The sequence below is a fragment of the Nocardiopsis moroccensis genome (assembly GCF_055763695.1).
In genome coordinates, this window is the sequence record NZ_CP199747.1 from 5,553,711 (window position 1) to 5,571,227 (window position 17,517).

The 17,517-nt window shown below is 70.3% G+C and carries 13 protein-coding genes; 8 read left to right on the plus strand and 5 right to left on the minus strand.

The genetic code is table 11. From position 1 onward, the window contains the following. The first annotated feature begins 10 nt into the window (after positions 1-10). From nuoL to ACUKCB_RS24580, 5 genes are all read left to right on the plus strand, one after another. Positions 11-1,957 (plus strand): NADH-quinone oxidoreductase subunit L, encoded by a 1,947-nt coding sequence (gene nuoL / locus ACUKCB_RS24560; protein ID WP_473041123.1) that lies wholly within the window; start codon positions 11-13, stop codon positions 1,955-1,957. Then, entirely contained in the window at positions 1,958-3,610 is a 1,653-nt protein-coding gene (locus tag ACUKCB_RS24565) for an NADH-quinone oxidoreductase subunit M (RefSeq protein WP_473037954.1), read from the plus strand. Then, positions 3,607-5,268 carry an NADH-quinone oxidoreductase subunit NuoN gene (nuoN, locus tag ACUKCB_RS24570; protein ID WP_473037955.1) on the plus strand — a complete coding sequence of 554 codons (1,662 nt, stop codon included), beginning with the start codon at positions 3,607-3,609 and terminating at the stop codon, positions 5,266-5,268. Before ACUKCB_RS24565 ends, nuoN begins: the two co-directional genes overlap by 4 nt. Positions 5,269-5,407: 139 nt before the next feature. Continuing rightward, on the plus strand, positions 5,408-6,412 hold the full coding sequence (locus ACUKCB_RS24575) for a polyprenyl synthetase family protein (RefSeq protein ID WP_473037956.1): 1,005 nt from the start codon (positions 5,408-5,410) through the stop codon (positions 6,410-6,412). 189 nt (positions 6,413-6,601) lie between these two features. After that, a complete protein-coding gene (locus tag ACUKCB_RS24580) occupies positions 6,602-7,600 on the plus strand; it encodes a serine/threonine-protein kinase (RefSeq protein ID WP_473037957.1) in 999 nt (332 codons plus the stop codon). 118 nt (positions 7,601-7,718) lie between these two features. Here the strand turns inward: ACUKCB_RS24580 and ACUKCB_RS24585 are convergent, their stop codons facing one another. The 3 genes from ACUKCB_RS24585 to rarD all read right to left on the minus strand — a co-directional run bounded on the left by ACUKCB_RS24585 (position 7,719) and on the right by rarD (position 11,187). Beyond that, positions 7,719-8,933 (minus strand): hypothetical protein, encoded by a 1,215-nt coding sequence (locus tag ACUKCB_RS24585; RefSeq protein ID WP_473037958.1) that lies wholly within the window; start codon positions 8,931-8,933, stop codon positions 7,719-7,721. Positions 8,934-9,129: 196 nt separating this feature from the next. Beyond that, the gene (locus tag ACUKCB_RS24590) at positions 9,130-10,050 is read right to left on the minus strand and encodes a hypothetical protein (RefSeq protein WP_473037959.1); all 921 of its coding nucleotides are present in this window, start codon (positions 10,048-10,050) and stop codon (positions 9,130-9,132) included. Between the two features lie 123 nt (positions 10,051-10,173). Continuing rightward, positions 10,174-11,187, minus strand: coding sequence for an EamA family transporter RarD (gene rarD / locus ACUKCB_RS24595; protein ID WP_473037960.1), 1,014 nt, complete (start codon positions 11,185-11,187; stop codon positions 10,174-10,176). A 144-nt stretch (positions 11,188-11,331) separates the two neighbouring features. Between rarD and msrA the strand changes: the two genes are divergently transcribed. The 3 genes from msrA (at position 11,332) to ACUKCB_RS24610 (ending at position 14,703) form a co-directional block, all read left to right on the plus strand. Further along, a complete protein-coding gene (gene msrA, locus ACUKCB_RS24600) occupies positions 11,332-12,006 on the plus strand; it encodes a peptide-methionine (S)-S-oxide reductase MsrA (RefSeq protein WP_473037961.1) in 675 nt (224 codons plus the stop codon). An 880-nt stretch (positions 12,007-12,886) separates the two neighbouring features. After that, complete coding sequence (locus tag ACUKCB_RS24605) at positions 12,887-14,056, plus strand: sensor histidine kinase (protein ID WP_473037962.1); 1,170 nt, start codon at positions 12,887-12,889, stop codon at positions 14,054-14,056. Further along, a complete protein-coding gene (locus tag ACUKCB_RS24610; RefSeq protein ID WP_473037963.1) occupies positions 14,053-14,703 on the plus strand; it encodes a response regulator in 651 nt (216 codons plus the stop codon). The genes ACUKCB_RS24605 and ACUKCB_RS24610 overlap by 4 nt, the downstream gene beginning before the upstream one ends. A 48-nt stretch (positions 14,704-14,751) precedes the next feature. Here the strand turns inward: ACUKCB_RS24610 and ACUKCB_RS24615 are convergent, their stop codons facing one another. Both ACUKCB_RS24615 and ACUKCB_RS24620 read right to left on the minus strand, forming a co-directional pair. Continuing rightward, the gene (locus ACUKCB_RS24615; RefSeq protein WP_473037964.1) at positions 14,752-16,155 is read right to left on the minus strand and encodes a serine hydrolase domain-containing protein; all 1,404 of its coding nucleotides are present in this window, start codon (positions 16,153-16,155) and stop codon (positions 14,752-14,754) included. Positions 16,156-16,582: 427 nt separating this feature from the next. Beyond that, complete coding sequence (locus ACUKCB_RS24620) at positions 16,583-17,284, minus strand: lysostaphin resistance A-like protein (protein WP_473037965.1); 702 nt, start codon at positions 17,282-17,284, stop codon at positions 16,583-16,585. Between the last annotated feature and the right edge of the window lie 233 nt (positions 17,285-17,517).

A 17,517-nucleotide genomic window follows, 5' to 3' on the forward strand; every position in this document is an offset into this window, starting at 1 on the left:
CGACGTGGCAGTGACACAACATCACGCATACCTCGCCGCCGAACCCGCGGTGGCGACCGCGGCCGACAGCGCGGTGCTGTCGAACGCCTGGCTGCTGATCGCCCTGCCGCTCGCGGGCGCGGCGATCCTGCTGCTCGGCGGGCGGCGCACCAACGGGTGGGGGCCGCTGCTGGCCACCGCCCTGCCGGTCGGCTCCTTCGTCTGGGCCGTCCTGGCCCTGTTCGAGCTCCTCGGCCGGGGCACGGCCGAGCGCAGCGTCTCCGTCCCCGTCTACGAGTGGTTCGCGGCAGGCGACTTCTCCGCCCGGATCAACCTCCTGGTGGATCCGCTCTCGATCAGCTTCGTCCTGCTGATCACCTTCGTGGGTTCGCTCATCCACGTCTACTCGCTCGGCTACATGGCCGAGGACCCCGCCAGGCGGCGCTTCTTCGCCTACCTGAACCTGTTCGTCGCGGCCATGCTCGTGCTGGTGCTCGCGGACAACTTCGTCCTGCTGTTCCTCGGCTGGGAGGGTGTGGGCCTCGCGTCCTACCTGCTCATCGGGTTCTGGCAGTACAAGCCCGCGGCGGCCACCGCGGCCAAGAAGGCGTTCCTGATCAACCGGGTCGGTGACATCGGTCTGCTCGTGGCGATCATGATCATGTTCACCGTGCTCGGCGCGGTGAGCTTCAGCGATGTCTTCGCCGCGGTGCCGGGCGCCGGTGACGGCGTCCTCCTCGCGATCGGGCTCCTCCTGCTCCTGGGCGCCTGCGGCAAGTCCGCGCAGCTCCCGCTCCAGGCGTGGCTGCTCGACGCGATGGAGGGCCCGACCCCGGTGTCGGCGCTCATCCACGCCGCCACCATGGTCACCGCCGGTGTGTACCTGATCGTGCGCGCCGGGCCGATCTTCGAGGGCGCCCCCGTGGCCCAGACCGCCGTCATGACGGTCGGCGCCGCCACCATGCTGGCGGGCGGGATCATCGCCTCCGCCAAGGACGACATCAAGAAGTCCCTGGCCGGATCCACGATGAGCCAGATCGGAATGATGGTGCTGGCCGCCGGGCTCGGCCCGGTCGGCTACGTCGCCGCCATCGCCCACCTGGTCACGCACGGCTTCTTCAAGGCCGGGCTGTTCCTCGGCGCCGGCTCGGTCATGCACGGCATGAACGACGGTGTCGACATGCGCAGGTACGGCGGGCTGGCGTCGAAGATGCCGATCACCTTCGCCACCTTCGGCCTCGGCTACCTCGCCATCATCGGAGTCCCGTTCCTGTCCGGCTGGTGGACCAAGGAGAGCATCATCTCCGCCACCTTCGGCATCGGCGGCACGGCCGGGATGGTCTTCGGTACCGCCGTCATCGCCGGAGCCGCGCTCACCGCCTTCTACATGTCCCGGATGGTCTTCATGACCTTCCTCGGCAGGAAGCGCTGGGACGAGGGCGTGCACCCGCACGAGTCCCCGGTGAGCATGACCGCCCCCATGGTGGTCATCTCGATCGGATCGGTCTTCCTCGGCGCCTTCCTGGTGCTCGGCGACCGGTTCGCGGGCTTCCTCGCCCCGGCGGTCGGCGCCGAACCGCACCACTTCACCGTGGGGCACGCCTTCACCGCCCCCTACGGCCTGGCTGCCCTGGCCGTGCTGGTCCTCGGCGTGGCGCTCGCCTGGTTCGCGTACCTGCGCAAGCCCGTGGCACGCACCGCCCCCGAGGGCAACCTCGTCACCGACGCGGCCCGCAACGAGCTGTACGGCAACGAGATCAACGAAGGCCTGTTCATGCGGCCCGGCCAGGTGCTCACCAAGGCGCTGGTCGTCATCGAGGACAAGGTCGTCGACGGCGCGGTCAACGGGATCGGTGCCGGGGTCCGCGACTCCTCCACCGGGCTCGGCAGGACACAGACCGGGTTCGCCCGCACCTACGCGCTCACCATGCTCCTCGGCGCCGTCATCGTCGCCGCGACGCTGGTTGTGAGGTTCTAAATGATCCCCTGGCTCACTCTCGCGATCGCGCTTCCCGCGGTCGGCGCGGCCGTCATCTGGGCGCTGCCGCGCGTCAAGGCCACGGCAGCCGCGGACACCGCGGCCCAGGCCGGCGCCTCGGCCCGCGCCGACGCCGGTTCGGGCACCGCCACGGCCACCAGGACCCGCCCCGCCGCCACCGGCGGCGCGGCGGCCCCGGCCGAGACCGCCAAACGCCTGGCACTCGGCTTCTCGGTCGCGACCCTGCTCCTGGTCGCGGCCATGGCCCTGAACTTCGACACCTCGGGGGCGGGCGGCCTCCAGTTCGAGGAGGTCTACCCGTGGATCCCCTACTTCGGGGTCCACTTCGCGGTCGGCGTCGACGGCATCTCCCTGCTGCTGATCCTCATGTCCGTGGTCCTGGTGCCGCTGGTGGTGCTGGCGGCCTGGAACGAGTACTCCGACCGTGAGGACGGCGGACGCGGCTACTTCGCCCTCGTCCTCGCCCTGGAAGCGATGATGATCGGTGTCTTCGCGGCCACCGACGTCTTCCTGTTCTACGTGTTCTTCGAGGCCATGCTCATCCCGGTCTACTTCATGATCGGGCGGTACGGGCGCGGCGCCGACAGCGCCAGGGCCGCGATGAAGTTCCTGCTGTACAGCCTCGCGGGCGGCCTCATCATGCTGGTCGCGGTGATCGGCGTGTACGTCGTCGGCGGCACTTTCCTGTGGACCGAGCTCACCGACCCGGGCGGCGCCCTCGCGGCCGTCGACCCGGCCACGGCGCGCTGGCTCTTCCTCGGATTCTTCATCGCCTTCGCGATCAAGGCCCCGATGTGGCCGGTGCACACCTGGCTGCCCACCGCGGCCGGGTCCTCCAGCCCCGGCACGGCGGTACTGCTGGTCGGCGTGCTGGACAAGGTCGGCACCTACGGCATGCTCCGGTACTGCCTGGAGATGTTCCCGGCCGCCGTGTCCTGGTTCGTGTGGCCGGTGGTGGGGCTGAGCCTGGTCAGCATCGTCTACGGTGCGATCCTCGCGATCGGGCAGAGCGACATGATGCGCCTGGTCGCCTACACCTCGGTGTCCCACTTCGGCTTCATCACCCTGGGGATCTTCGCCCTGACCCAGCAGGCGCAGGCCGGAGCCGCCCTGTACATGGTCAACCACGGGTTCGCCACCGGCGCGCTCTTCCTGGTGGTGGGCTTCCTCATCGCCCGCCGGGGCAGCTCCAGGATCGAGGACTACGGGGGCGTTCAGAAGGTCGCGCCCAAACTCGCCGGGGTCTTCCTGGTCACGGGGCTCGCCGGCCTGGCACTGCCGGGCCTGGCCCCCTTCGTCAGCGAGTTCCTGGTGTTCGTCGGCGTGTACGCCTTCAACCCGGTCCCGGCGGTCATCGCCACGGCCGGTGTGGTCCTCGCGGCGCTCTACATCCTGTGGATGTACCAGCGCACGATGACCGGCCCCACCCCGGAGAGGCTGTCCGGGCTCCCGGACCTGTCCGGGCGTGAGATGTGGGCGGTCGCCCCGCTGGTCGCCCTGATCATCGCGTTCGGCGTCTACCCGCAGCCCATGCTCAACGTGATCAACCCCGCCGTCGAACGCACCGTGGAGGCCGAGGCCGACACCGCAGTGGCGGTCACGGACGGCGACGCGGAAGGAGACGAGGAGTGATCCCCCTCAACCTTGCGGACGGGGCGCCCCCGGCGCTCCACGGAGTCACGGAGGCGCCGCCGGCCCTGGACTGGTGGCTGCTCGCCCCGTTCCTGGTGCTGTTCGGCGCCGGTGTGCTGGCGGTCCTGTTCGAGGCCTTCTGGCCCAAGGACTCCCGCCGCACCGTACAGATCGCCCTCGCGGCGCTCGCCCTGCTGGTCACGTTCGTCCTGCTGATCCTCCAGGTGGAGGCGGTCGGGGAGGGTACGACCGTCGCCAACGGTGTGCTGGCGGTGGACCGCACGGTGCTCTTCTTCCAGGGCACCATCACCGTGCTGGCCCTGGTCAGCCTCATGCTGATCGCCGAGCGGCGGGACGGCCGGGACGCGTTCTCGGCCCAGGCCGCCACCGTCCCGGGCAGCGAGGAGGAGCGCACGCACATCCTCGCGGGCTCCCAGCACACCGAGGTCTACCCGCTGGTGCTGTTCGCCGTGCTGGGCATGCTGATGTTCCCGGCCTCGAACGACTTCCTCGTCATGTTCATCGCCCTGGAGGTGATGAGCCTCCCGCTGTACCTGCTGTGCGGCCTGGCCCGCCGCCGTCGCCTGTTCTCGCAGGAGGCCGCGGTCAAGTACTTCCTGCTGGGCGCGTTCTCCTCGGCGTTCTTCCTGTTCGGGATCGCCATGGTCTACGGTTACGCGGGCTCGGTGAACTTCGGTGTGATCCGCCTGGCCGTGGAGTCGGGTGGGGCGGAGATCTTCGCCGACGGCAACGGTGAGCCGCTGCTGCTCATGGGTGTGGGCCTGGTCGCGATCGGCCTGCTGTTCAAGGTCGGCGCCGTGCCCTTCCACAACTGGAAGCCGGACGTCTACCAGGGCGCTCCGACCCCGATCACCGCGCTGATGGCCTCCTGCACGCTGGTGGCCGCCTTCGGTGCCCTGCTGCGGGTGTTCTTCGTCCCGTTCGGCACCTCGGCGCAGATCTGGGAGCCGATGCTGTGGACGGTGGCCGTCCTGACGATGGTCGTCGCCGCGCTCGTCGCCGTCACCCAGCGGGACATCAAGCGGCTGCTGGCCTACTCCTCGGTGGTGCACGCCGGGTTCATCCTCACCGCCGTGGTCGCGGGCAGCGTCGACGGGCTCGCGGGCGCCATGTTCTACCTGGCCGCCTACGGGTTCACCACGCTGGGCGCGTTCGCCGTCGTCACCCTGGTGCGGACCCGGGACGGCGGGCAGGAGCTCGGCGACATCGACCGGTGGGCGGGTCTGGGACGTCGTTCCCCGGCCCTGGCCCTGGCCCTGTCGCTGTTCCTGCTGGCCTTCGCCGGCATCCCGCTCACGAGCGGGTTCATCGGCAAGTTCGCGGTCTTCGAGGCGGCCGTCGCGGCCGGGGCGGCCCCGCTGGTCGTCGTCGGTGTGCTCAGCAGCGCCGTCACCGCGTTCTTCTACGTCCGCATCATCGTTGTGATGTTCTTCCGGGATTCCGAGGGCGAAGGCCCCACGGTGGCCCGGGCCGGTCTGCTCACCGGCGGTGTGATCACCGTGGGTGTCGCGGCCACCCTGGCGCTCGGCATCTTCCCGGGGCCGGTACTGGGCAACCTCCTGCCGTCCTCCGAGCCGGGTCAGGAACCCGCAGCGGTAATGGTTGACCAGGTCACAGCGGTTCCGGGCGAGGAGTGACCGCCTACCCGGGTGTGGCTTTGGACGATCATTCCGGGTCGGATACCGTGGCAAGTCGGATCATGTTCATGTGCTGAGCGTGTGACGGCCCCCTCCCGAGGGGGCCGTCACACGCCCGTTCAACAGGTGGAGCTTTACGGTGAGCGGTGCTGTCCCGAGCGGTTTTCTCGCTCTGCCGAGAGTTGACCCGAGCCTCGCCCGGGAGGTCAAGGACGACCTGGAGAAGGTCGAGGACCTGCTGAGGGAGTCGGTCCGGTCCAGCGACCCCATGCTGACCGAGGCCGCCTCCCACCTGCTGGCCGCGGGAGGCAAGCGCTTCCGCGCCATGCTGGTGCTGCTCGCGGCCCACTTCGGCGACCCCCGGGTCCCCGACCTCATCCCGGCCGCGGCCGTGGTCGAACTGACCCACGTGGCGACGCTCTACCACGACGACGTCATGGACGAGGCGGAGTTGCGCCGCGGCAAGGCCAGCGCCAACCAGCGCTGGGGCAACACCATCGCCATCCTCACCGGCGACTACGTGTTCGCCAAGGCCTCCACGATGCTGGCCGACCTGGGCACCGAGGCCGTCCGGCTCCAGGCCGAGACCTTCGCCCGCCTGGTCCAGGGACAGATCCTGGAGACCTCCGGACCGCGCGACGGGATCGACCCGCTCGACCACTACCTGAACGTCATCGACGACAAGACGGCCTCGCTGATCGCCTCCTCCGCGGAGTTCGGCGGCATGTTCGGCAAGGTCGACCCCGAGACGGTGAGCACCCTGACCCGCGCCTGTGACGCGCTGGGGATGGCCTTCCAGCTCGCCGACGACATCCTGGACGTGGCCAGTGAGAGCGCCGATTCGGGCAAGGTCCCCGGAACAGACCTGCGCGAGGGCGTGCTCACTCTGCCGATGTTCTACGCGATGCGTTCGCAGGACCCGGCCGACGAGCGGCTGAAGTCGCTGCTGGGCCGTCCGCTCGACGACACCGAGGCCGAGGAGGCCCTGGGGCTGCTGCGCCCGCACCCCGCCATGGCCGAGGCCGACGCCACCCTGCGCGGCTGGGCCGACCGGGCCCGCTCGGAGCTGGTCACCCTGCCGGACATCCCGGCCCGGGACGCCTTCCTGGCCCTGTGCGACTACGTGGTGGAACGCTCGGGCTGACCGGCACCGCGCACCTGTGGCCGCGGGCCCCGACCGGAATCCTCCGGCCGGGGCCCGCGGTGCGTTCGGGACCGGACCGGACCGGACCGGCCACGGTTCCGGTACGGGCCGCGGAACCGCAACCACGGCCGCGGAGGCGGCGTCTCAACGGGTGACGTCCTTACGCTCCCCGACGGAAGGCCGGACACCATGCCCGCACCCCCGCAGGCCGCCCGCCGCAACCTGGGGCTGTCCCCGCTCACCTCGGGCGATCCCGTGCGGATGGGTGGCCACACGCTGGTGGGGCGGCTGGGCGCGGGCGGTCTGGGAACCGTCTACGCGGCTCTGGGCCACGACTCGCAACTCTTCGCGGTCAGGGTTTTCCGTCCCGGGTACACCGCCGACCCCGGCTTCCGGGCACGGCTCCGGGAGGAGGTCGATCTGGTCCGGCGGGTCGACAGCCCCTACATCCCGCGTTTCGTCACCGCCGCCCCGGAGGCGGACCCTCCCTGGATGGCGACGGAGCTCGTACCCGGACCGACCCTCGGCGAGTGGGTGGCGGGCAGCGGGCCGCTGACCGGGGAGGCGCTGCTCGCTGTGGCCGCCGGAACCCTGGAGGCCCTGTGCGCCCTGCACAACCGGGGCCTGGTGCACCGGAACCTCGGACCGGGCAACGTCAAGCTCGCACCGACGGGACCGAAGGTGCTCGACCCGGGGATCGCCCGCGCATTGGACGAAGCGGTCCTGGCCCGGACCGGAGGGCTGGCCGGGGCTCCCGGACGGACCGCGCCCGAACGGTACCGGCGGGGCGGTTCCGGGCCGGGGGTGGATGTGTTCGCCTGGGGCGTGCTGTTGGCCTTCGCCGCGACCGGGCGGGAACCCTTCGGGGAGGGGACTCCGCAGGAGGTGGCGCGCCGGGTCCTCTGGGAGGAACCCGACCTGGAAGGGGTCCCCGAGGACCTGTTGCCCCTGGTCGAGGCCGCACTGGACAAGGACCCGGACCGGCGCCCCCGCTCCCCGGAACTGCTCCGCGGGCTTCCCGCGGACGGTGTGCAGACGGCCGAGCTGGTGCGCCGGGGGTGGCTGCGGCTGGCGCGGCCCCGTGCGCGGGGGAGGCGGCGGCTCCTGGTCCTGGCCGCGGCGGCGGGAGCCTTTCTGGCGGCCTGGGCGGTCGGGGTGCTGCTGTTCCCGGGAGCGGCTGCGTGGTGATCTCCTCAGCCGCCCTACCGGCACGTTCGCCGTCCTCTCCGGGCATGACGGGAGCAGAGGTGACAGGACGACGGCGCCGCCCCCGGTTCGTGGGGCGGCGCCGTCGGCTCGGGGAGCGTCAGCTGATCACGGGGAGGGCCTCGGAACCGGGCAGGTCCATGAAGGTGGGGTGCTCGACCATGCCCTCGGGGGTCTCCTGCTCGGCGGTGCCGCCCTCGACGGACACCAGGTCACTGGTGTCCACCTGGCCCAGCAGGTCGCCCTGGCCGAGACCGTTCACCAGGTCCTCGGCGGTCGTGGTGTCGATGCCCTCGGCGACCCGGGGCAGCTGGGCCTCGGAGAGGGGGCCGTCCAGGGAGACGGTCTCGGCGGCGCCGGGCTCGGACACACCCGAGACCACGGCGTCGGTCAGGTCCTGGACGCCCGGGGCCTCCGGGATGCCGGTGTTCCCGGCGGAGCTCTGCGGAACGGTCAGGTCGCGGTCCTCCCAGGCGCGGTTGCCCACCATGCCCAGGACCTCCTCCTCGCCGAGGTTCACGTAGTTGTCCTCGGTCAGCTCCGTGGCCTCCACGACGTCCTGGAGCTGGTCCGGGGTCTCCAGGCCGAAGGCGGCGGCCAGGTCCCACATGTTGGGAGCGGTGGGCGCCGCGGTCTCGGAGTGGCTCATGGGGAGGGTGGCCCCCTGCCCGCCCAGCGGGTCGAGCTCGTCCAGGACCAGGGCGTTGCCCCCGGTCAGGTTGGTGACCTCGCCGACGTCGGGGAGCGAGGACGCCTCGGACAGTTCGGGCACCCGGGGGGCGTCCAGGTCGGGCAGGGTGAGCATCTCGTCGCGCAGCTCGGTCACCGCCACCACCGTGTGGGGAAGGACCTCGGTGGCGGTGTCCTCCACCGACGTCCCGGCCTCGCGGGCGGTGTCCTCCAACGCGACGCTGGTGTCCTCGGCCGAGGCCTCCAGGGCCCGCCCCGCGGCCTGGCCGACGGTGTCGTGCGGGTCGCCGTCCAGACCGGTGGCGTCCTGCGTCCGGGCCGCGGCGTCGGCCAGCGGGGAGTCGGGCAGCACGGCGCCCAGGTCCGGTGCGGGCTTGGTGTTGTTCGCGGTGTCCTGGAGTTCGCTCAGGGCGCTTCCGGCGACCGGGGTGAGGCCCTGGGGGGCCAGCTCGTTCATGGTCGGGGCCACGCCCTCGACGAGCGCCCGCTCGACGACCGGGGCGATCTCGTGCATGGGGGTCTTCAGGTCCTCGGCGCCGGCGACCCCTGCGCCGAGGGCCACGAAGCCCGCGGTGCCCGTGGCGAGGAGTACGACTCGGGCGGAGAAACGCTTGGTCTGCGTCATGGTTTTCCTTCCCTGGTGAAGCTCTGGTGTGCGAGATGGCCGTAATGCCGCGTGCGGCGGCCGTGGGGAGCCGGGGCGGACCACCGGCTGACGTGAATCACGTGAACGACGGCACGGGACTCAGGTCAGCTCCCAGGAGAAGTGCTGGCTGGGAACGGTCCGGGGCGCGCGGAAGGCGCCGGGGCGGGACCGTTCGCTAGTCGGGTGAGACCGTGGGGTCGTCGGCCGGGTCGACGGGCACGGCGTGCAGCCGGTGCGCGGCCAGGCGCATGGTGTCGGCGGCGGGCGCGGGGAGGGGAGCACTGGTGAGGTAACCGGCGACGGAGGGCGCGCCGGCCGGTCCGTTGGCGGTGGGCGCGGGTGAGCCGGCGGTCTGCTGGACGCGCTGGTGCTCGGGCGCGCGGTCGGCTGCGCCGTGGTCGGTCGCCGCCGTCTCGGCGGCATCGACCGGACCCCCGGTCTGCGCGGGGGTGCGCTGTGGGGTGGCCGTCGTGTCGAGGACGGCGGGGCTCCGGTCGGTCTCCGCTTCGGTCCGCTCGGCCTCCGCGTCCCCCCGAGGACGCCGCTCCGCGCTGTCCCCGGCGGGTTCGGCGGGGACGGTACTACGGGATGCCCGGGCCTCGGTGGTCGGGAGCGCGTGGTTCAGACCCTGCTCGACCGCGGTGTCGCCGGTGCGGCCGATCTCCGTGACGACCTCGCGTACCTCGCTCCGGACCTCGGTGACGGCCGGTTCGGGCAGGGAGGCGGCGGCAGCGGCGGTGTCGGCGGTGTGCTTGCCCAGGCTCTCGTGCACGGTGCCCAGGGTCGTGTTCACCGGTTCGGCGACCCGCTCCGGCACGACCTGTTCCAGGGACTTCTCCTCGCCCAGACCGAGACTCCTTCCCGGGGTCAGGGCCTCGGCGGGGAGGGAGCCACGGGTCGCCGAGGTGTTCTCGCCGGCCGGGGTGTCCGGGAGCGCGGGGGCGGTTTCGGCCTGCGCCGGGGCGGCGGAGCAGAGCAGCCACAGCACGGTGAGGAACGCGCCGATCAGGAGCGGAAGGCAGAGCAGGGAGGGCGCCGCCGCGCACGCGGCCGAGACGGCACGGAGCGTGCCGGTTCGGCTGGTGCGAGGTATCAAGGGAACCCTCCGGGACGTGCTGCCAGGTCGGGACGGGGCAGAGCCCGACGCCCACGACTTGACGTTAGCACAGTGTCACCGAGAGTAGTTTGGAATGGCCGAAACCGGGGAAGCCGGAGAGGGTCACGCCCGGGGGTCGGCGGGGCTGGTGGCTTCGGGATCCGGAGGCTCGGGGCGTACGGGGTCGTCCCGGTCGACGTCCTCCGTCGCGGTCGGAGCGACCGCGGCGGTGGAGGCGGCCATTCGTGCGGCTGTGGTCCGGGCCCGCGAGTTCCGGATCTGGTCGAAGGCGAACACGCACACGGCCAGCCAGACGAACACGAAGCCGATCCAGCGGCTCAGCGGCATCTCCTCGTTCTGAATCAGCCAGCCGATCAGGAACATCATGGTCGGTGCGATGAACTGCAGCATGCCGATGATGCTCAGCGGCACCCGGCGCGCCGCCAGGCCGAACAGCAGCAGCGGGAGCGCGGTAACGAACCCCCCGCCCACCAGCAGGGCGGTGTGTGCCGGGGAGACGGAGAGGGCGGTGCCCGCCCCGGTCGCCTCCAGGTAGACCACGAACCCCAGCGCGGGCAGGAACATCACCAGGGTCTCGACGGTCAGGCTCTGCATACCGTCAAGGTCCACGTACTTCTTCACCGCCCCGTAGGCGGCGAAGGAGGAGGCCATCAGCAGGGAGAGCCAAGGCGTGGAGCCGTAGGCGACGGTCATCACCCCGACCGCCACCACGCCGAAGCCGACCGCCACCCACTGGGCGGCGCGCAGCCGCTCGGCGAAGAACACCACCGCCAGACAGACCGTCATGAGGGGGTTGATGAAGTAGGCCAGTGAGGCCTGGAGTGTCTGGACGGTGGAGACCGCGTAGATGAACCCCCACCAGTTCACCGAGATGAGCACGGCGGCCGCGGCGACCGGGAGCAGTTTCCGGGGGTTGCGCAGGACCTGGGGCAGCCAGGACCAGCCGCGTCGGGCGACGAACAGGAAGACGCACATCGCGAGGAGCGCCCAGACCATGCGGTGGGCGAGGACCTCGGTGGGTTCGGAGGCGGAGAGGAAGGGCCAGTAGAGGGCCGCGAAGCCCCACAGGAGAAAGGCGCTCGCCCCGAGGGCGACGCCGCGGTTGGTTTCCGACACATCCGTAATCGTAGGACCAATAAGTTTCCCTGTCGCCCGCCCACCCTCTGCCTGTGGACAACCTCCGTGACCCGGGCGCGGATGTTGTCCACAGGCGGGGTGCGGGCCCTGGGAAGCCCTGGACGGTGCGGATAGCCTGGAACCATGTTCGGCACAAAGACGACGATGGTCGACCCCGCACAAGCCCTGCCCGGCCGTGACACCGAGATGCCGGTGCCTTCCGAGCACACCGTGCTGGGGACCCGGCTCACCCCGCCCTATCCGGAGGGCAGCGAGATCGCCGACCTGGCGATGGGCTGCTTCTGGGGTGCCGAGCGCACCTTCTGGCGACTGGGCGCGGAACGCGGGATCATCACCACCGCGGTGGGCTACGCCGGTGGCTACACGCCCAACCCCACCTACGAGGAGGTGTGCTCGGGCCTGACCGGTCACACCGAGATGGTGCGCGTGGTCTTCGACCCGGCGAAGATCTCCTACACCGAGATCCTCAAGGTGTTCTGGGAGGGCCACGACCCGACCCAGGGGATGCGCCAGGGCAACGACGTCGGTACCCAGTACCGGTCGGCGATCTACTACCACTCCGAGGCCCAGCGTGAGGCCGCCGAGGCCACTCGGGACGCATTCCAACCGGCCCTGACCCGCTCCGGCTACGGCCCGATCACCACCGAGATCGCCCCGCTCCGGGCGTTCTACTTCGCCGAGGACTACCACCAGCAGTACCTGTCCGACGCCAAGAACCCGGGCGGGTACTGCGGGATCGGTGGCACCGGTGCCAGCTGCCCCATCGGGGTGGCCACCACCGATGACGCGGCTGAGTAGTACCTCCGAGTACACACGAGTGCGTCCGCGCACGCTTGACTGGCGGCTGAGCGGCGGCCTCAGCCGCCAGTCGATGATGGTCGGGCCCTCACGGCCCCGCGCGGATGGCGGGGCGTGCCAGAGCGGGGGTTTTCAGCGATTCGCCGGGCCTGGCCGCACCATCGGACCGCACTGCCTGCTCACCGGCCGTCGCAGAGTTCTGTTCGCGACCGGCCCTGCCCACCGGGGCCAGGGCTGATGCTCAAGCGACGAGGACGTCCTCCTGGCCTCCCGGCTGCGCGAAGACTTCGACAACGCCCTGTGCCATCCGCTGGACGCTGCCGCGCTGGCGGACGCCTTCGACGCGGTCGGCCCCGCGACTCCTTCGCGGCGAGCAGGACGGCGCCCCTCCACGAACTCCTGGATGCCAGTTCCCGACCCCGGGCCCGCGCCGGTGGTACCAGTCCGAGTAGGTGGTATTCGGGTGCGGGCCGGTGCGCGCAACAGAACCCCGAAATCCACATCGTGTGAATTGGATTGCCGGATAACCGGATCGTCCAGGGGTCATGTATGAGGATTGGGTCAGCGGAATCGGGGCGGTTGGTGAAAGGGAGGGTCGAGGGTCCCACGTGTTCACCCGGCGTTCGACCAGGCCCGGGGATCGCCTGTAAAGCCAGTTCACAGCCTCTGTGCGGGCCTGATCCAGAAGAGTGCGTAACGCATCTCCGGTCACCGCGGCGCCGATTGTAACGGTCGCAACGCCATTGTTCCTCACCCCGAAGAGTGAGATCACCGGGCACTCCATGGCAGTGGGTCGGGTCCGTGGACAACGTGGTTTAATCGTGCTCGGCGCGATCGCGCCATTTCCTCCGCGGCCTGCCGACCCGGCACCGAGGTGACCATGGAAGGACATCCGATTCCTGACGATCGAGGCGAGGCGCGGGCGTTCCGGGCCAACCTGATCGTCCATTGCGTCTTCGCGCCGCTGTCGGTACTGGTGGTGCCCCTCCTCGTCCTCAACGGAGCACGGGCATGGCAGGTCACGGCGACAGTCCTGGCGGCGGTGGCACTGCACGCCGCGATCGAGGTGGCCCGCCGCCGCCCCGCCACGGGTTTCGCGGTCGCCTCGGCAGCCATGCTGGGACTGGTGTTGACGCCCGTGCCCGGGTGGGAGCCCAGCGCGCTTCCGTCCGCGGTGTGCTTTCTACTGGCGTTGTGGCGGTTCACGACCGTCGCGGAACCTCGGCTGCGCCTCGCCGCGCTCCTGGTGAGTTTCATCGGAATCGTCATCGCCGGGCTGCTCTCCTGGACCCGGATCGAGGGCTCCGTCCCCGGGTGGGCACCCCTGGTCCAGGGCGCGATCGGAATGGGCATCGTCATCGCGGTGTGGGCCGCCGCGATCGCGGCGGCCCGTAGGAGGGAGCGGGCCGCTCGTGCGGAGCAGCTACGACTGGATGCCGCTATCGCCACCGAACGGGCGCATATCCGCCGTGACCTGCACGATGTCATCGCTCACTCGCTCACGGTCATGGTCGCGCGGGTCGATGCGGCGTCTGTCACCACGAGCGACGTCGGCACGAGCCGGGAACTGGAGGACGTGGCCGAGGCGGGACGCGACGCGCTCGGGGCGCTGCGAGCCATGTTGACCGTGCTGGATGCGGAACGCCCCGACCGGGACGAGCGTCCACTGACCGTGGCCGCACTGCCGGAGCTGGCGGAGGCGGCGACGACACCGCTGCACCGGGTGACCTTCGAGGAGGCCGGAGAACGCAGGCCGCTGACGATCGGGGCCGAGTTGGCCCTCGTTCGTGTCGCACAGGAGGGAATCACCAACGCGCTTCGCCATGTGCGACCTCCGGTCGCCGTGCGGGTCCGCCTTGAGTGGCAGGGCCCGTACGCCCTCCTTGAGGTTCATGACGACGGCGGAGCCGGCGCGCTGCACGGCGGCTCCGCGGGGACCGGACTGGTGGGCGCACGGGAGAGGGTCGAAGCCGCGGACGGTACGTTCACCGTGACGCGGAAGAGTGGATGGATGCTGGCTGCGCGACTACCGACCAAGGAATTCCAATGAGCTCCGTACGGGTACTCCTGGCCGACGACCAGGACTTGTTGCGCGGCGCGCTCCGGACGGTGCTGGAGGCCGACCCGCGGATCGAGGTCGTCGGTGATGTGGGCGACGGTCGGTCCGCGATCGAGGTCGTGCGCTCCCACCGCGTCGACGTGGTGCTCATGGACATCCGGATGCCCAGGCTCGACGGTGTCAGCGCGACCGAGGAGATCACGCGCCTGTCACCGTCGACGCGGGTGCTGATCCTCACGACGTTCGACGCCGACGAGCTCGTGGTCGCCGCCGTCCGAGCCGGCGCGAGCGGTTATCTGACCAAGGACACGCGTCCGGCCGCACTCTGCCGGGCGGTCCATGACGTCGCCGCTGGCACGTCCGCCCTGGCACCGGGTGTGGCGACCAAGATCATCGGTATGCTTCGCCGCTCACCGGGGACCGACGCCCATGCGCTGGACGCCCTCACCCCGCGTGAGGGCGAAGTCTTCGAACTGATCGTCGCGGGCATGTCCAACGCCGAAATAGGGGCGAAGCTTCACCTGACCCAGAACACGGTCAAGACCCACGTACGGGCGCTCCTGATGAAGCTCGGGCTGCGGGACCGCGTCCACGTGGTGATCTACGCCTACGAACACGGCCTCGTCCGCGCGGAATGATCTCCCGTTCCCGGCGGTGGTCGGTTCGCGGGTCTCGGAGGGTTCGGTTCACGCCACCTGTCTCCGAGCCTTTCCGTAACACAGGACCCGGCGGATGATCGCGGTTGTACCGAGTGTGAGACACACCAGGGAGAGTAGTGCGAGCAGAGGCATCATCCAGGCGGCGACGATCCAGTACTGGAAGCTGAACGAGCCGCCCTGGACGCCGATGAGCGTCGGAAGAAGTGCCCCGATGACGGTCACGAGCGCAAGTGGCGTCAGCCGAAGCGCCACTCCGGGCCAGCTGCTCTTCTGGCGCCGCACCGCCCAGCGCCGCGCGCGCACCACGGTGAACGTGAGGACCGCACCCAGGAAAAGGGTCAGTCCGAGCAGGACCGCGTTCACGACGGTCAGAGGATTGCTCATCCGGGTCGTTTCCGCACCGCTCCGTTCGGCCAGCAGGTTCGTCGACAGCAGCCCGGGCGCACCGGCGCTGTTGCCCAGAACGATCGCGGCCTCTCCGGTTCCGGGTGAGAAGACCATGTCGCCGGTCCAGGTCGCCAAGGCGCCGCCGTGGCCGATCAGCGGCTGCGGAGCCCACTCCTGTTCGGGACGGACTTCCCATCCCAAACCGTGGCCATCGGCTCCTGGCTGGGCCGTGTGCATCTCCTCCAGGGACTCTGTGCTCAACAGGTCGACACCGAGCGTTCCCTGATTGAACCGCACCCACCGCACCATGTCGTCCAGGGACGAGACGACACCGCCGTTCCCCACGCATGTGCCGGGCATCTCCGGGACGGTGAACGCCAGGCCGAGAATCGTCTCGTGCCCTGAAGCCAACCCGTCCGCCGGATCCGAACAGCCTTCCGTGGCGGTGGTCCCGTTCATGCCGAGCGGGGCGAACAACTCCGATTCCATGAACTCGTTGAACGGCTTTCCTGACTGGAGCTCAACGATCCGCGCGGCCACCGAGTAGTTTGTGTTGTGGTACTCGTACTGCGCACCCGGGGCGGCGTCCAAGGTCTTGTCCGCGAGTGCGTTGACGGAATCTTCGGCACTGCGTGGGGGCGGAAACGCGTACTCGTTGTTTGTTCTGATCGACAGACCCGAGGTGTGGCTCAAGAGGTGACGGACCGTTATGTCGCGAAACCGCGGATCCGCCATGGTGAACTCCGGTAGAACATCGACGACCGGATCGTCGAGATCGAAATTTCCTCGTTCCAGCAGGAGCATGATCGACGCCGCGGTCATCGACTTGCTCATCGAGGCGATCCGAAAACGTGTGTCCGAAGTGATGGCTTCCCCGTTTCCATCCTTGCCGCGGACCATGGTCTCGACCGAGTCACCGTCGATCACCGCCACAGCCAGGCCGGGGTTGTCGTACGCCTCCTGGTAGGTGTCGACCAGTTCTTCTCCTGCTGTGTCGGCGTGCACCGGAAGCGAAGTAAAGATAAAAGCCATGCCGACTGTCATGGAAAGTGTGAGAGCGGATCTGAGGGTTGGAAAAAGATGAGAGGAAAGGAATCTCATCCCGCGTCGGGTCATCATGGAAGAAACGTTAACCATCGCAGCACCGTTGCGCCTCACCCCGGAGAGTGAGCCGTGTTCGCCCGGAGGGTTGAGGCCGAAGCCCGTGGGCCGCCCTCCTTTTCACCCTGCAGACAGTCGCCCTCGAACCAGGTCCGCGTCATGACCATCGGCAGAGATCGGCTGCACGGCCGCGAGCGGCACCCTCGACACCGGACACCGGACACCGGACACCGGGCCGCCAGGCATCGGGCGGCCGGGCACCGTGCACCCGACGGCGGCCGATCGACCCGCCTCCCGGGGTGGCGGGTCGCGTTCAGCTCCCATGGGGCCGATACCTGGCCCAGGGGTCTGGGACGGTCTTGACCGGGACTCAGCCGTAGATCACGAGTACGGCCACCACGGCAGCGGTGTTCCACAGCGAGTGCGCCACCACGGTCGCCGTCATCCGGCGGGTCGTGAGGAACAGGGCCGTGTAGACCAGTCCGGCGACCATGATGGCGGCCACGTCGGGCGCCGAGGTCGGCAGGTGCAGCACGGCGAAGAGCAGCACCGAGACCACGGCTGCCGTGTACAGGGCGGCCCTGCGGTGGACGAACAGCTTCGGCAGCGCTCCCAGCAGGAAACCGCGGAAGTACAGTTCCTCGGCCGCTCCTCCGCCGACCACACCCAGGACCAGGGCGGCCGTGAGCGCGGTCAGCCCCGCCGAGGCGTTGGTGAGCACCTCCTGGACACCGGGGTTGTCGATCCCTCCGGCCATGGGGATCAGCACACCGAACTCCAGGAGCAGGCGCGGCGGCACGGTCGCGGCGCCGATGAGCGCGTCGCGCTTCCACGAACGCCACGTCAGTCCGGCGTCGGCCGGCGTCAGCCCTCGGCGGCGGAGCCACCAGAGCACCAGTGCCGTCGCGGCCACGAGTTCGACCAGGGCCAGGGCGATGAGCGTCCAGGGCGGCGGAGGCACCGGGGCCAGGATGCCCACCGCCAGCGGCGGGGCGACGAAGCACAGGAGGGCTCCGGCCAGGAAGAGGGCTGACGAGCGGACGGGAGCCGGTGCGGGGGGAGTTTCGTTCAACGGGGCCTCGGAGGTTCGGGAGCGTCCTGTGGACGGCTCGGTCACCGACCAACCTAGCGCCGGAGACCGCTCCCGGACCGACCGCGGCCCCGCCGTTGCCGAACCGGCTGCCGATCGGCGTCCCCGGGCCCTGTGGCAGGCTGGGGCGACGTTTCACGGCGACCGGTCCCCGCCGCACCCCTCCGGCCCGGGCAGGCGCCGGCGCACGCGGCCCCGGTCGTCGCCGGACGGAC